This is a genomic window from Roseivirga thermotolerans (assembly GCF_014653175.1).
Taxonomy (GTDB): Bacteria; Bacteroidota; Bacteroidia; order Cytophagales; family Cyclobacteriaceae; genus Roseivirga; species Roseivirga thermotolerans.
The window spans coordinates 1319617-1335008 of the sequence record NZ_BNAG01000001.1 but is presented as its reverse complement, the minus strand read 5'-3'; the positions used below and the strand labels follow the sequence as shown (position 1 = coordinate 1335008).

11 protein-coding genes are annotated in these 15392 nt (G+C 44.1%); 5 read left to right on the top strand and 6 right to left on the bottom strand.

Annotated elements, in window-relative coordinates:
* The first annotated feature begins 14 nt into the window (after positions 1-14).
* Positions 15-716, top strand: a complete 702-nt coding sequence (locus IE164_RS05705) for a fatty acid desaturase (protein WP_189629207.1) — start codon at positions 15-17, stop codon at positions 714-716.
* Positions 717-808: 92 nt separating this feature from the next.
* Here IE164_RS05705 and IE164_RS05700 read toward each other — a convergent pair whose 3' ends face one another.
* The 3 genes from IE164_RS05700 to IE164_RS05690 form a co-directional block, all read right to left on the bottom strand.
* Positions 809-1483, bottom strand: a complete 675-nt coding sequence (locus tag IE164_RS05700) for an ABC transporter ATP-binding protein (RefSeq protein WP_189629206.1) — start codon at positions 1481-1483, stop codon at positions 809-811.
* A gap of 137 nt (positions 1484-1620) precedes the next feature.
* Complete coding sequence (locus tag IE164_RS05695) at positions 1621-4029, bottom strand: ABC transporter permease (RefSeq protein ID WP_189629205.1); 2409 nt, start codon at positions 4027-4029, stop codon at positions 1621-1623.
* Positions 4030-4064: 35 nt separating this feature from the next.
* Positions 4065-5282: a Pycsar system effector family protein gene (locus IE164_RS05690; protein WP_189629204.1), complete on the bottom strand. Its 1218-nt coding sequence runs from the start codon at positions 5280-5282 to the stop codon at positions 4065-4067.
* A 99-nt stretch (positions 5283-5381) separates the two neighbouring features.
* Between IE164_RS05690 and IE164_RS05685 the strand changes: the two genes are divergently transcribed.
* The 3 genes from IE164_RS05685 to IE164_RS05675 all read left to right on the top strand — a co-directional run bounded on the left by IE164_RS05685 (position 5382) and on the right by IE164_RS05675 (position 10008).
* Entirely contained in the window at positions 5382-6218 is an 837-nt protein-coding gene (locus IE164_RS05685; protein WP_189629203.1) for an SdiA-regulated domain-containing protein, read from the top strand.
* A 109-nt stretch (positions 6219-6327) separates the two neighbouring features.
* A complete protein-coding gene (locus tag IE164_RS05680; protein WP_189629202.1) occupies positions 6328-6687 on the top strand; it encodes a hypothetical protein in 360 nt (119 codons plus the stop codon).
* 189 nt (positions 6688-6876) lie between these two features.
* A complete protein-coding gene (locus IE164_RS05675; protein WP_189629201.1) occupies positions 6877-10008 on the top strand; it encodes a bifunctional metallophosphoesterase/BamA family protein in 3132 nt (1043 codons plus the stop codon).
* Here IE164_RS05675 and IE164_RS05670 read toward each other — a convergent pair whose 3' ends face one another.
* Positions 10009-13035, bottom strand: a complete 3027-nt coding sequence (locus tag IE164_RS05670; protein ID WP_189629200.1) for a PAS domain-containing protein — start codon at positions 13033-13035, stop codon at positions 10009-10011.
* Positions 13036-13149: 114 nt separating this feature from the next.
* On the opposite strand from IE164_RS05670, the gene IE164_RS05665 reads away from it, so the two are divergent.
* Positions 13150-13917, top strand: a complete 768-nt coding sequence (locus IE164_RS05665) for a response regulator (protein WP_189629199.1) — start codon at positions 13150-13152, stop codon at positions 13915-13917.
* Positions 13918-13923: 6 nt separating this feature from the next.
* Here IE164_RS05665 and IE164_RS05660 read toward each other — a convergent pair whose 3' ends face one another.
* On the bottom strand, positions 13924-14835 hold the full coding sequence (locus tag IE164_RS05660; protein ID WP_189629198.1) for a hypothetical protein: 912 nt from the start codon (positions 14833-14835) through the stop codon (positions 13924-13926).
* A 91-nt stretch (positions 14836-14926) separates the two neighbouring features.
* Positions 14927-15355 (bottom strand): c-type cytochrome, encoded by a 429-nt coding sequence (locus IE164_RS05655; RefSeq protein ID WP_229838537.1) that lies wholly within the window; start codon positions 15353-15355, stop codon positions 14927-14929.
* Positions 15356-15392: the final 37 nt, after the last annotated feature.

Below are 15392 nucleotides of genomic sequence, written 5' to 3'. Positions count from 1 at the left end.
ACTAACTTTAGGTTATGGTCACACCCAAAAGCAATAGGGGCATATACGTGGCGCTAATCATTATAGCGCTTTGGTTTGGTGTGCTGACCTGGGCTTTGCAACAACCGGTAAATTCACGTGCACTCATCACCTATTTGCTGATAGCCATTCTCACACATCTCTATACCGGCCTTTTTATTACAGCCCATGATGCCATGCACGGAACAGTGGCCAAAAACAGTAGAATAAATCACTTTATCGGTCACCTTAGCGCATTACTGTTTAGCTATAATTTCTACAACAGACTGTTTCCAAAACACCACTTACACCACCGACATGTAGCTACAGACCAAGACCCTGATTACCACAGGGGAGGTTTTCTTGCCTGGTACTTCAGCTTTTTGAGGCAGTACATTTCATGGCAACAGATTGTACTCATGGCTATTTCGTTCAATGTACTAAAGCTATGGATTCCTGCCGATAGGCTGATAGTATACTGGATGCTCCCGGCTGTGCTTTCCACCCTGCAGCTTTTCTACTTTGGCACCTACCTGCCCCACCGGGGTGAACACGCTCCCGAAAACCCTCACAAATCGGGAAGTCAGCGACTAAACCATGTGTGGGCGTTTATTAGCTGTTATTTTTTTGGCTATCATTATGAGCACCATGCTTCACCCGGCACACCTTGGTGGATGCTCTGGAAGGTTAAAGAAAACTATGCGGCCAGGCAAAAATAAAAGGCTGTCTCAAAGCCTGCCTATGCTATATCTCTGTGAGCCTTTGCGTATAACAGCCTTTAAAACAGCCCCTTGAATTTAAGAAAAGCCTTTTAGTGTCTATCGTCTTTATCGATAGCTCCATCGACTAAATTGATGGTACGCTTGCCATAGGCGGCATTCTCTTTGGAGTGGGTCACCTGAACAATAGTCATTCCCTCCTGATTGAGCTTTTGAAAAAGCTTCATGATTTCTTCTGCCTGATCGGAATGTAAGTTTCCGGTGGGCTCATCGGCCAAAAGCAATTTAGGTTGCCCAATGAGGGCTCTTGCCACCCCTACCAACTGCTGCTGACCACCGGAAAGCTGCTCCGGAAAGAGATCTTTCTTGGCAACCATTTGAAAGCGATCGAGCATTTCGGCCACCAAGCTTTTACGCTCCTTGCTCTTTACTCCTTTGTATAAGAGCGGGGTTTCAATGTTTTCGTAAACAGTGAGTTCGTCAATAAGGTGATAGGCCTGAAAGACAAATCCAATATGATGCTTATGTAAATCGCTACGCTTGCGCTCCTTCATGCGGTGAATAGGTTCATCGAAGAAGTAATACTCTCCCTGTGATGGCTCATCCAACATTCCAATAATGTTCATAAGAGTGGACTTACCCGCCCCAGAAGGGCCCATTATGGTTACAAATTCACCCTGTTCTATATCTAAATCTATGCCTTTAAGTATGAAGGTTCTCTGGTATTTTGAATCAACGAACTTGTCGATGTCGCGAAGTTTTATCATCTGATTAGTTTAAGTTTTGACCTAATGGGTTTAACAATTGATATGCCAATAGCGAATATATTGATTTTAGCCATTTGGCAGCTTCATCAGCTCTACAAAGTGTACAATATCGGCCACATTTGTTCATTATTGACACGCTATTCTGACCGAAGGGCCCGAACAGGGTTTGAGCGCGCGGCCTGATAGGTTTTATAACTTACGGTGAGCAGAGCAATACACATAGCCACCAGACCTGCCAACAAAAAAGTAATTATCGAAGGCGTTATAGCAAAAGCGAAATTCTGCAACCACCAACCGGTTAGGTAGTATGCCGCAGGCGCAGCAATAACAAAAGCCACAACAATGAGCAAAGCAAAATCGCGCGATAGCAGGTACAACACCTGTCCAATTGAGGCCCCTAACACTTTTCGTACACCAATCTCTTTTATGCGTTGTTCGGTGCTGTAGGAGGCCAAGCCAAACAACCCCAGGCAAGCTATTCCAATGGCTAGGGCGGCAAAGAAAATCACCAATTGCCCCAGCTCTTTCTCATTTTCATAGTACGTATTCAGGTCATCGGCCAGAAACGAATATTCGAAAGGTTGGGAAGGAGCCATGGATGACCAAACCGACCGAACGTGTTCGATTACCTGACCAGAGGCCTCTGGCCTGAGTTTTACAAAAACGTACTGAAAATTGGGAAAGAAATAAGCGTAAAAGCAAGACTCCGTACCTCTTTGCAAGGGTTCAAAATTAATATCATCGATTACTCCAATGATCTGTTTACGCTGCCACTGACCACCAAAATTTTGTACATCGATAAACCTTCCCACAGCATCATTCTCCATATTGAGCTCTCGCGAAGCTCTTTTGTTGATAATAATAGCCTCTGTTGAATCGGTTGGAATGGACGGATCGAAATTGCGGCCTTCCAGAAGCTCTATCTCCATTACTTCAAGGTAGTTAAGGTCAATATTGATACCGGCCAGATTGAGTCCATCAACTTCTTCCGAAACCGTTTCTGATTTCACAAAAACTATAGGCCGAAGGCCACCGGGTTTAGAAAAAGTGGCCGTAACGGCCTCCACATCGGGACTTTTAATTAGTTCATTCTTAAATGCCTCAAGCTTTGGGGTAATAGCCTGGTTGGTATTGGAAACCATTAGCACATGTTCTTTCTGAAAACCCAAAGGTTTACTTGTAAGGAAGTTGAGTTGTTTGTAAACGATGGCCGTACCAATAATCATGACAATGGAAATAACAAACTGAAATACGACCAGTGCTTTTCTAAAAAAGCCGGAGCTGCCCATGCCCGGAACAAGCTTACCCTTGAGTACTACTACGGGCTTAAAAGCTGAGAGAAAAAGGGCCGGATAGCTCCCTGAACCCAGACCAATAATGAGCACTATGGCCACTAAAATTAACACTACCTCCGGTTGATAGAGCATATCCGTACTAACCGGCCTGTTAACCAAATTGGCAAACCAGCCCAGTAACAGCCCTACAATGAGCAGAGACAAGAGCGCGGAGATCACCGAAAGAACAAGCGACTCGCCCAAAAACTGAGCGATAAGCTGTTTTTTATAGGCTCCTAAAACTTTTCTTATACCTACCTCCTGGGCTCTTCGGGCCGACCGGGCCGTTGCCAGATTCATATAGTTGATTCCGGCAATGATGAGTACAAACAAGCCTACGGCCGAAAATATATAGACAAAATCCATGCTACCATTCACAGCAATCTCATTGCGCAAGTTGGAGCTGAGATGAATATCTTCCAGAGCCGTAAAATCAGGGTTAAACATGTGCTGCCTGGCCTCCTCCACATTGGCTATCTTCAGCTCTTCTAGTTTATTAGAAACGATTGTTACGTCTTCTGGCCTGGCAAGTCTTATGTAAGAATAAAACCCATCATTACCCCAACTATTGAGTATGTTGCCATTGTTCATTTGGCGAAGGGTAAGATTGGAAAACACCATATCCAACTGAATATGAGTATTGCCCGGAAGATTCTTTAGTATGCCCGATACTTCATATTCTGTCTCATTTTGGCCTTTTACTTTCAGAGTTCTCCCTACAGCCTGAGTAGTGCCGAAATACTTTATGGCGGCCGCCTCCGTGAGTACCACTCGGTTGGGAGCATTGAGTACATCGGCCGGTCTTCCCTGTTGCAGCTCAAAATTGAAAAACTCCAGAAAGTTCGGGTCGGCAAAGAAGGAATCATCTTCCTTAAAAAGCTCAGTTCCTACTTCAATAACTAATTGCTGACCTCCTCCACTTAAACGTGTAAAATCCAACACTTCCGGCAACTGACTGGTAAGGGCAGGTGCTACGGCCGAAGGGCATGTAGGATACTTGTAGTTACCACTGCTTAGCCTTAATTCATTGTTTATTCGGTAAATGCTGTCGGAATGACTATGGAATTTATCAAAGCTAAGCTCAAACCGAACAATTAGGAGAATGAATAAGAAGGATGAAATACCGAGAGTAAGTCCAAAAATATTGACCCCGGCATAACCCGGGTGCTTGCGTATGGTACGCAAGGCTACCAGAAAATAACTCTTTAACATGAACCTATTTAGCCAGTAAGTTCAAGAAAATCAAGCTAAAAGGTATAGAAGCCGGTTTGTTCTTGTGGAGGAAAGAGAAGCATGGCACATACAAAGGCTATGATTGAAATAACAAAGCCAATCATAAAAAAGGTATAGCATGCCCGTAGCAATTTGTACTTCTTACCCAGCACCACACCCAAAAAATAAATGTCTTTGATAAGGCTACCATAGAGGTAATCTCCATCCTTCATCATTTCGCGCATACCCCACTCGTATCGATCCAGATCCATCTTATGAAAGTTACCAAAGAAAAGAAGGTTAGTACGCTTGCTCAAAACCTCTGCATCGGTAAAAACACCTGAAGATACATTTGGCCGTGTAGCCAAAATGGCCAATACTATGGTGGTAAGACAAACCACAATAAGCACAATGGTAGGAATTACCAGGTTCGGATATTCATATAGTTTTCTGATGAGTACTGAAACCACCACCGACAGAATAATGGTATTGACTGAAATCATGATATTGGCCTTATTATCGGCCATAGCACTCAATTCCAAATGGTTTTTAGAGGTAGTCCTAAACATCGTTTCAATACCCCTATCCGGCTTTTGTTCGGCCTTCTTCTCCAGTTTAGCCAGCTTTTTTTCGAGCTTCTTCACATACTTACTGTCAGACTCTCCCTTTTTGGCTTTCTTTATCTGTTGCAGGTTTTCTTCTTTTATGGGTTGCAGGTGTTTTTTGGCAAATTCAGTAAAATACTCATGGTCTTTGAAGAAGTTGTAATTCATCTCGTTCCACAAAGAAGGGTCAATCTCTTTGCCTTTTACGTGTTCAATCTCCCGGTGCATACGCTCCGACATCATTTCATAGTCAGTACAAGCCAAATGGTGCAAATCGGCATCACAAAGCACTTCTTCCATCAGGTTTTTAGGAGATTGAGGAATGCGTGTAGCCATTATACAGCCCTCAATAGCCTCTATTCTTGCAGCCTCTACCTTCTCTTTTTCCAAAAATGAACGAGCCAACTTGGCACTGGTGGCTTCGTGGTAATCGCAGCCATGCGTATACCCCACATCATGAAACCAGGCAGCAATGGTTACCGTCTCCAGCTCCTTCTCATTCAGCCCTGACTCACGCCCAATCATTCGGGCGGCATCTACCACTCGTTCTGTATGATTGTAGTTATGATAAACAAACTTTTCAGGAAGCTCTCTTTCGAGCAACTCCTTACAATACGATTGAACTTTAGCTATGAGCGATTCTGCCACTTTTTCGGATTATGAACTAAATATATGTGCTCTGTCTGAATTTACCTGAAAATCAACACTTATTAGGAATGATCAAAAGCTTATTTTTGTTCCATCGTCATGCCAACTAAACTCTGCTTTGTCATTCTCCTTTTCCTAAGTTTGGGAACCTCCATTTGGGCTCAAAAACATCAAAAACCACCCTATTCCTTAGATTCTCCAACAGCCGTATACAGGCTCCCAGACTATTTGGAAGAGGTTTCCGGACTCACCTACTATGCCCCGGGTCAACTTGCTATGCACAACGATGAGAATGGCAGAATGTATGTGTTTGACCTGGAAAAAAGAAAAGTTGTACAACGTGTGCGTTTTGGAGGTGATGGCGATTTTGAAGGAATTGAGCGCATAGGAGATCACATTTATGTGATTAAAAGCAATGGCAAACTATACCGTTTTCATGTGGGCTTAGAAGGGGTTGTGGAAGAAATAAGCACTCCTTTTCATGTAGGCAATAATGTAGAAGGCTTGGGCTACGATGCCCAAAAACATTTGCTGCTCATTGCCTTAAAAGACGATGGCGATGTGGATAAAGTAAAAGTGAAAGGGAAGGCTATTTACGGCTTCGATCTAAAGGAGGAGAAGTTCATCAAGCTCCCTATTTATTCGGTGAGTCATAAGCAACTAGAACAGGTAGTGGGCAAAGACTTTAAGTTTCATCCTTCGGGCATAGCCATTCACCCACTCACCGGAGAGGCTTATGTACTCTCTGCACACAAAAGGGCTCTTATGGTCTTTGGCACAGATGGAAAACCCAAGAATCTAACTGAACTGAAAAGAAGTCTTTTCCCTCAACCGGAAGGAATTGCCTTTGCCCCCAATGGCGACTTGTTCATTTCCAATGAAGTTGAGGGCGATGGAGGCACGTTGCTTTGGTTTAAACTGAATAACGGCAATTAACGCAGGGCCTCTTTCGGCTGTAAAAGTTAATAAGACCTGTTTATCTTTAAATTAGCGCAGCCAATAGAACCTTTAGATGTACATTTCTGTTGCCACCAAAACAAAATTCATGTCGAGGCCACTGCTCATTCTATTTTTTTTGCTGGCTGGTTTTACCGCCAGTGCTTTTCAAAGTCAACCTCCGCGATATTCCTTATTTCTAATTGGCGATGCGGGAGAACCATATGAAAACCCGGTACTCACCTTGCTCAGACAAGAGCTAACGGCAGCAGGAGAAAATGCAGGAGTAGTTTTTCTGGGCGATAACATATACCCAAAGGGCATGCCTCCGGCCGACCATCCGCTTCGTGCCGAAGCGGAGAAGGCCATTGATGGACAAATTAACGCTGTAAAGGGCTTTGCAGGCACAACCATCTTTATTCCCGGCAACCACGATTGGGCTCAGGGAAAAGATTATGGGTTGGAATAGCTTAAAATTCAGCAGCGGTATGTAGAAAAGGCGCTTAACAACACTAATATCTGGCTGCCTCCCAATGGTTGCCCCGGCCCTGTAGAGATTAATCTCTCCGAGGGCATTACACTTGTAGCCATAGACACTCAGTGGTTTCTTCATAAGGGCAAAAAGCCCGAAAACAGCAACGACTGTGGCGTATCGTCTTTGGCCGAGGCCGGAGAACAACTTCAGGATATTATTAGGAGAAATACTCACAAGAAGCTGGTGGTGGTCTCTCATCACCCTATGTATACCTATGGTATTCATGGAGGAGTGTTCAGCCTTAAAGACCACCTATTTCCGCTTACGGCCTCCAAACGACTCAAGAATTTTTACCTCCCCTTACCGGGGCTGGGCTCAATTTATCCGCTCTATCGCAAAGTGTTTGGCAATATTCAAGACAATACCCACCCCATTTACAAGCAGTTTCGCGATGGGCTGGTGCAACTCATGCAACAACACCCCGATGTTATACATGCAGCAGGCCATGAACACGCCCTTGAACACATTGCAAAAGAAGGAATGCACTTTGTAGTAAGCGGTTCAGGTGCTAAAAACAATGCTCATGTAAAACAGAAAGGCGATGCCTTGTTTGCCCAAAACACCATGGGGTTTGCACGAATAGACTACCTGCACAACGGCAAAGTCGTACTCCGGTTCATTACCCCTGAAAACGGTGAAGCAAAAACATTATATGAGGCCACTCTCTCCGAACGAGAATGGCAGCCCTCGCCCAAAGACTTATTGGCCGAGTTCGATACCGATCAATTCAAGGATAAAGACACTGTATTTGCCGCTAGCTTAAAATACCACAACCGTAGTGCTCTGCACGAAGCACTCTTTGGAGAAAACTACCGGCAGGAATGGGCCACACCAATTGAGTTGCCGGTTTTTGATATTGGCAGTGTAAAAGGAGGATTGAGAATATTAAAAAAGGGAGGCGGACACCAAACCACCTCTCTGAGACTGGAGGCTCAAGACGGCAAACAGTATGTCTTACGATCTATGGACAAAAACCCTGCTTTGACCTTGCCTCCCGAACTAAGACGCACCTTCATAAAAAGTATTGTTCAAGATGGCATCTCCTCTTCTCACCCCTATGCACCATTTGTAATTCCGCCCCTGGCCGAAGCTGCAGGAATATTCCACGCCAATCCTAAGGTTTATTTTATACCGGACGATCCCCGTTTTGGCATATACCGCGAAGACTTTGCCAACACTATGGCCATTTTTGAAGAACGCGCCAATAAAGAACACATTGAAGAATCCTTTTTTGGAGCCGGAGACGATGTAGAGTCGAGCATAGACCTGTACGAAAAACTCAGAGACGACAATGATGAAAAGGTCGATCAGGTATTTGTGGTGCGAAACAGGCTCTTCGACATGTGGCTAGGCGATTGGGACAGGCACGATGACCAATGGAGATGGGTTGAATATGACCTGAAAGACGATAAGAAGCTGTATAAACCAATACCCCGCGATCGCGATGTGGTATTCTTTGCCGGTGAGGGTGTCTTTAAGAAACTGGCCGCTTCCAAATGGGCTCAGCCTGCACTAAGGGGTTTTCATGATGAAATAGACTATACCCCTGCCTACGGCTTTTATAGAATTCGGTGGTTCGACAGGTACTTTATGACGGAACCTTCTGAAGAAGACTGGGTGAATCAGGCCAAAGAACTACAAGCAGCCCTCACAGATGAAGTGATTGAACAAGCATTCAAAGTTTGGCCAAAGCAAATCTTCGACCTGCATGGCGAGGAGATTATACGAAAGCTCAAAAACCGCAGAGACCGGCTTCATGAATATGCCGCTGACTACTACAAATTTTTGTCGAAAACGGTGAACGTACTGGGCAGCGACAAGAGAGAGTGGTTTATAGTAAAACGCCTTAGCGATGAAGAAACCCAGGTAGAAGTGTATAAAATATCTGATAAGGGCAACCGGGATCAGTTGCTCTATCAACGTACATTTAAGACTTCAGAAACTGAAGAAATACGACTTTTTGGTTTCGACCAGGAAGATGAGTTTGAACTGTCGGGCAATGTAAACGAAAGTATAGTTGTACGAATCATTGGCGGAGATGGAGAAGATATGGTAGTAGACAAAAGCCGGGTAAAAGGACTAAAAAAACACACTGTGGTTTACGACAAGTCCCTCAATACAATCCTGGACCCCAGCAAAGAAACCAAAGACCTGACCAGCGATAAGGATCCGCTCATAAACCACTACAATATGGAGGAGTTCGACTTTGACGTGCTAATGCCACTTGTTGGATTCAACTATAACCCGGACGATGGTATTTTTCTTGGAGGTGGGTTTATGTATAAGAGTGATGGCTTTCGCAAGGAGCCTTTTGCTGCAAAGCACACTTTGCTGGCCAGCTATGCGCTGGCCACCAGCTCATATAGCCTGGACTACAGCGGTGAATGGGTTGATGCTCTGGGCAAAGCCAACCTGTTGCTCGATATGGAAATAAAGGCCCCTAACTTTGTGAACAACTTCTTTGGTTTGGGCAATGAGTCGACCTACGACAAAGACCAACCCCTAACCTACTACCGCACCCGCTACGAATCCTATTTTATCAACCCGGCCCTAAGCTTTCAGGTAGGGTCAAAGGCTCATTTTAAGGTAGGCCTTAGGTTTTGGGACGTGGAGATTGAAAAGAATGACAACCGTTTTATCTCCAACTTTGCAGAAAATGGACTTGATCCAAGTCTACTGGAAAATCACAGAACTTATTTAGGGGCTAACCTGGGCTTTTATCTGGATACCCGAGACGATGCCGTTTTTGCCAAGCGGGGCATCACTTTTAACACCGAACTGCTGTATGACAACGGGCTAAACGAACTATCTGCAAACAGTGCGCGCTGGCGCTCCGACCTTACATTTCGTTGGATTATGGATGGCTTCGGGCGCACCTCAATGGCTACCCGTGTAGGCTACCACAAATCGTTTGGCGATTTTGAGTTTTTCCAGGCCAGTTATCTCGATGGCTTCAATACCCTGAGAGGGTATAGAAGATACCGCTTTGCGGGTGAAAGCAGCTTCTACCATCAGCTAGACCTAAGAATAGATTTACTAGAGTGGAGGAATTACTTTCTGCCGGCCAGAGTTGGTCTTCTGTTTTTCAACGATTTGGGCAGGGTATGGGTAAGCGGAGAAAACTCCAACCAATGGCATCATGGCTATGGTGGAGGGGTATACCTTACTCCATTCGGCCGTTTTGCTGTAAACATTCTACTGGCGAAATCTGAAGAAACTCTTTTGCCTCTCTTCAGGCTCGGTTTTTACTTTTAACTAAACATTGGGAATGGCAATGGTAAAGGTAGTTCCTTTGTGTACTTCCGACTGAAAGGAAATGGTACCACCATGCATCTCAATAAATTGTTTGACTATTACCAGCCCCAAACCGGTGCCGTCAATATCGCCCACGTTGGAGGCTCTTGAGAACGACTCGAACAAGCTGGCCTGATCTTTCTTAGGAATTCCTATTCCGTAGTCTTTGACCTTTAGCTGTACCGAATCAGGTTCGTAAATGATGATAACTTCCGGATCTTTTTTATTCCCCGAATATTTAAGGGCGTTGTTAATGAGGTTGGATATGGCATGAGAAATGAGTTGGCTATCTAGTAATAGCTGTCTTTCCTGCCCCTCAATTTTCAATTGCACCTTGCGGTCTTTAAACTGCACCTGACACTCCAGTATTACTTGGCGAACAATTCCCGTTAGCGAAGTAATGTCTTTTTTCAGTTGGGTTTTTCCAACATCCAGCCTACCCAGGGTAAACACGTCCTTCAAAAGAGCATTGAGGCGATCCAGTTCTGTACGAATTCGACTCACGTGTTTCACCAGACGGTTATCGTTTATTTCTGCCTTGTTTTCCAGATACATGCTTATGAGCTCGTTGCTGGACTGAATGGTGGTGAGGGGTGTTCTAAACTCGTGAGATGCCATGGAAATAAAGCTCGACTTAAGCTTGTTGAGCTGTCGCTCCTTTTCTATTACGTTCACAATTTCCGTAATGTCTCTTGTAGAGGTAAGTACAAATTGTGTTTCCTGATCGCTATTCAGGACCGCACTCATTGAAACTCCTGCCCAGAAATACTCTCCATTCTTTTTCTTGTAACGATACTGCGTAATGGTATTCTTGCGCTTGTTTTTTGCGGTTTCTTCGAACACCTCAATGGCTCGCTTATAATCATCAGGGTGAATAAGGTCTGCTAGGGTAAGCTCCATTTTTTCTTCTACGGAATAGCCCAACAGCCTTGAACAAGAGGGCGATACAAAAGTAAAAGTAGCATCGAGCTTATGTAAGCAAATAACATCGGCAGAATTTTCAGACACTAGCTTATACTGCTCTTCTTTCGCCTTTAGGCGCTCTTCTGTAAGCTTCTTGTCTGTGATGTCAATTTTATTGGCTCTAAAGTAGATGGGGTTCTGATGCTCATCCAGAATAATTCCGCCTGTGGCTTTCATCCATCGCCAGCTGCCATTCTTGTGCTTGTATCGGAAGATCATCGTTCTTTCCTTGATCTTCTTCTCAAGGGTTTCTAAAAAGCCTTTTTCAATATCGGGCAGGTCTTCCGGATGCACAAAGTTGCGTGTATTCTGACCAATTACCTCATCTACCTCCCAGCCCATTGCTTCCTTAATAGAAGGAGTAATAAACACGTAGTTACCTTCAACATCCATGAGCGTCACAATGTCGTTGGAGTTTTCGGTAATAAGCTTGTAGCGCTCCTCGCTTTCCTTTAGCTGTCGTTGAGCTTCTACCCTGTCCGTTACATTTCTTGTGCTTGTTTGTAAAAACATAGGCTCGCCCTGGTCGTCCAGAATAGCTCCTCCAACAGTTTCCAGCCATTCGAGGCTGCCATTTTTGTGCCTGGCCTGAAAAGTTATGGAAACGGTTTTTAGCTTACCTTGAATTACGCCCAGCATGGTGTCTGACACCTTATGTAAATATTCTTCGGTAATAATATCTCTTAGCCTCATACTAGCTAGTTCGCCCGGAGTGTAACCCAGGACGTCTTTCGATGAAGGCGACACAAAAACAAAGCGCCCATTGAGCTCCTGAAGGCATATACAATCGCTCGAATTTTCTGATATAAGCTTATACTTCGCTTCGCTTTCTCTCAGTTTGGTTTGAGCCTCCTTGAGGGAGGTAATGTTGGAAAGAGAACCCACAGCTCTAAGGGGAACTCCCTTGTCGCTGTAAATAATGCCAGCCTTAAAAAGGGCCCAGATTATTTTGTTTTCGGCTCCTGAAAGCCTGAACTCCAGTGTTAGTTTTTCCTTCTTCTCTTCCAGGTGCTGGTTGAGCACCACAATGAATTCCTTTCGGTCTACTTCGTGAAGGTATTTGGCTATCAGCTGATCATCCAGTGGGTTTTCTTCCGGAGGCAGCCCCATACCTTCCCAAAACTGAGGAGAAAGGTAAGACTTCTTGGTGTGGAAGTCATATTCCCAAATAGCATCATTGGTTCCTTCAACCGCCAACTGATATCGCTCATTACTCTCCTGAAGCTGTTTTTCAAGATTTTTACGATCGGTAATGTCTTGTAGAATGGTAATAAAGCACTCCTGATTCTGAAAATCGAGTGGCATGGTGGAAGCACTTACCCAAAACGATTCGCCCTTTTTGTTGCGCAACACAAGTTCATGCCCCTGAATATGGCCTTCGTTCTGTAATCGTTCTATATAAGACTTCCGACCCTCAAAGTTCTGGTAAAACTGAATTACCTTTTTGCCCAGAAAATCTATGGGAGACATCTCATAAACCTTAAAAAGCACTTCATTGGCAAAAATGACCTGACCATCTTCTTTTGTAGAAATAAAAACCGGGTCGGGCAGTGCATCTACAATTGCTTTTAATCGCTGCTGACTAAGCTCCAGATTGAGCCTGGAACGCCTTATATGGTCTATGTCTATGGTTATTCCATCAAGCCGAACAGGTTTCTCATTTTCATAAAGCACACTGATCCGGTCGCGGAAATAACGAAACTGATCTTTTTTACGAAGGGCCCTATAGGAGTAGCTCGCATTGCCTGAACTAAGCGCATTGACCACCTCTTCCAGCACTCGTTCCCGATCATCGGGATGTATACATTGCTGCCATTCTTCCATGGTTCGGGGTGGCGGATCCAGTTCATCAGGGTTACCAAATCGTTCGATTGGATTATTGTGATAGATGATTTCATAAGGCTCAGAAGTGAGGTCTATTGACCAAATTGCCTCAGTCAAGTTATTGATAACAGACTGAAGCTCAACCGATCTGCTTTTTACATCTATTAATTCGTTCGTAACATCTTTTAAAATGTTTTCCATCACTTGAGCGCTTAAGAAGGGCGTATTTTGGATAATTTTAAGTTACTATTTTAGTAGTTTTCGACCAATTAACCTCGATATTTAAGATATTCACCTAACCAAATAACTGACATCATGGACAGCGATTACCAGAACAGTCCCAAAATATTGATCGTTGAGGACGAGCCATTCATTGCTGAAAATCTTCAAGAGATGCTAGGCATCTTTGGCTATGAGAATACAGAAATAGCCAATTCGGCCAATCAGGCCATTAAAGCGATTAAAAGTTCCCGACCTGATTTGATCTTGCTCGATGTTAAAATTAAGGGTGACCAAGATGGTATTGAACTAGGCGGTATTATTAAAGAGCAGTATAAAGTTCCTTTTGTTTATATCACTTCTTATTCTGACAAAGAAACCGTTAGTCGTGCAAAACAGACTCAGCCTTTAGGCTTCATTGTAAAACCTTTTACAAAAGACGATGTTTATGCCGCCATAGAAGTGGCCTTGTTCAACAAAAATCGCCTGGCGAGTATTCAGGGTGAGCGACTACCCGAAAACAACCCAACTACTTATAACAACGACTCCATCTTTATTAAGAAGAAAAGCTTGTTGGAGAAGGTGAAATATGAGGATTTGGAATGGATTGAAGCCGATGGAAACCACATTACGATTCATGCCAAAGACGGCAGAGATTTTACCATACGCAAGTCGCTAAAGGAAATTACCGACAGACTGCCAAAAGACCGGTTTTTGCGTGTACACAAATCGTTTGTGGTATTGGTAGACTCGGTTACGGCCATCGATACCAGCTATGTGTATCTGGGCAATAAGAAAATTCCAATTGGCAGGTCGTATTACAATGCCTTTACCGCAACACTGAACACCATTAGCGCCAGCTAGAGCAGCTCAATTTCTGTTATAACGAAACAAAACTACGGGTGAGGAACCGTTGGCTTCGCTAATGGTATAATAGGCATTGTGGCTGGAGTCCCAGGCAATAGCTTCTCCCTGGGGCTCTCTGGTATAGTTTAACCTAAGAGGGGTTTTGCTTAACATCTCCTGTATACTTTCTGTTGCTGATCGCTTCCAATAGTATACGTTTTCATAATTTTTGAGCAAGAGCTCGGTTCCATCGGCCGAAAGATCGGCTGCCGTAACAAAAGTGAAAGGAATGACCGCAACACGTTCAGCAACATTTTCTGAGCTAAGGCTTTGAGGGTAAGGCAGGCGATAGACAATTACACTGGGTTCTCGTTTGGTGACAATGTAAATATCTCGTGTGGCCGGATCCACAAACAAAGCTTCTGCGTCTCTGGCACCATCGGCATACCGATAGGTTATGGTTTCGTAATCTGTTGCATTTACTGTATAGGTAGCGGGTATATCGGCCACCGTAAGGTCCGGCTCAGGCACTCTGTAAATAACGCAATTGGCCCGAACCGCACGGTTATCGCCAATATCAGCGGCATATAAATAATTTACCTGATCTACAGGACCCGGGCCAATGGCCATATCTTCCCAATCAACATTTTGAGCCCCGTTAAGAATAAGCCGACTGGAATCGGCTCCTGTCTGAGTAAACAGAAAAAACTGAGGGTTTCCTCCGCTATCGTTGTGAGACCAAAAGTAAAACGGATTGGATCGGCTATTGACCAGCCCAGAAGCTTCGTCTAACTGAGGAATCTGAATCTGGGCTTGTTCCTGAGCCCGGCCAAAGGCATTGGACACTTCCTGATCGCTGAATTGCGGATTGGTATCATTTTCCGGACTTTTACATCCGTGAGCACAAAACAGCAATACAAACAAAAAAGCAGTCATACTTCTCATCCACTGATTCATTAAGCAAAAATGCACTACAGGTTTCAAAGTGTTAACTGCTTTCTCGACCGATTATTTTTCGGATACTTGCTTATTTGAGACTTGCTCTTACTTTGGCTACCTGCTCTTTAGTCACCATCTTCTCAGCTTTATTGCCCCACGAGTTCATCACGTAGTTCAATACATTGGCTATATCCTCATCGTCTAAGCCAGAGGCAGGCATTACCTGATTGTACTTTTTACCGTTTACGGTTATTTCTCCGCTCAAGCCCTGAATAAGGTTTTTAATGTTGCGGTCTACATCTTTCATCAGGTAGTCAGACTTGGCCAAAGGAGGAAAAACATTAGGAATTCCCTGGCCTTTGTCCATATGGCAGGCCAAACATACGGCATCGTATGTAGTCTTTCCGGCTGCCATACTTTTTTTCAGTGCATCGCTCTGGTCGACTGACTTAAATGAGAAAGAGGCTAACAAAAACCCTCCAAACAGGGCTAGTAAAGTCATTTTCTTAGTGTTCATAAGCGCGTTTCTTCTTGAATTTTCTAAACTAATGAAG

Bases quoted from the DNA above. Each gene is read 5' to 3' on its own strand.
- IE164_RS05705 (WP_189629207.1), top strand. From the start codon at position 15: ATGGTCACACCCAAAAGCAATAGGGGCATATACGTGGCGCTAATCATT.
- IE164_RS05700 (WP_189629206.1), bottom strand. From the start codon at position 1,483: ATGATAAAACTTCGCGACATCGACAAGTTCGTTGATTCAAAATACCAG.
- IE164_RS05695 (WP_189629205.1), bottom strand. From the start codon at position 4,029: ATGTTAAAGAGTTATTTTCTGGTAGCCTTGCGTACCATACGCAAGCAC.
- IE164_RS05685 (WP_189629203.1), top strand. From the start codon at position 5,382: ATGCCAACTAAACTCTGCTTTGTCATTCTCCTTTTCCTAAGTTTGGGA.
- IE164_RS05680 (WP_189629202.1), top strand. From the start codon at position 6,328: ATGTCGAGGCCACTGCTCATTCTATTTTTTTTGCTGGCTGGTTTTACC.
- IE164_RS05670 (WP_189629200.1), bottom strand. From the start codon at position 13,035: ATGGAAAACATTTTAAAAGATGTTACGAACGAATTAATAGATGTAAAA.
- IE164_RS05665 (WP_189629199.1), top strand. From the start codon at position 13,150: ATGGACAGCGATTACCAGAACAGTCCCAAAATATTGATCGTTGAGGAC.
- IE164_RS05660 (WP_189629198.1), bottom strand. From the start codon at position 14,835: ATGACTGCTTTTTTGTTTGTATTGCTGTTTTGTGCTCACGGATGTAAA.
- IE164_RS05655 (WP_229838537.1), bottom strand. From the start codon at position 15,355: ATGAACACTAAGAAAATGACTTTACTAGCCCTGTTTGGAGGGTTTTTG.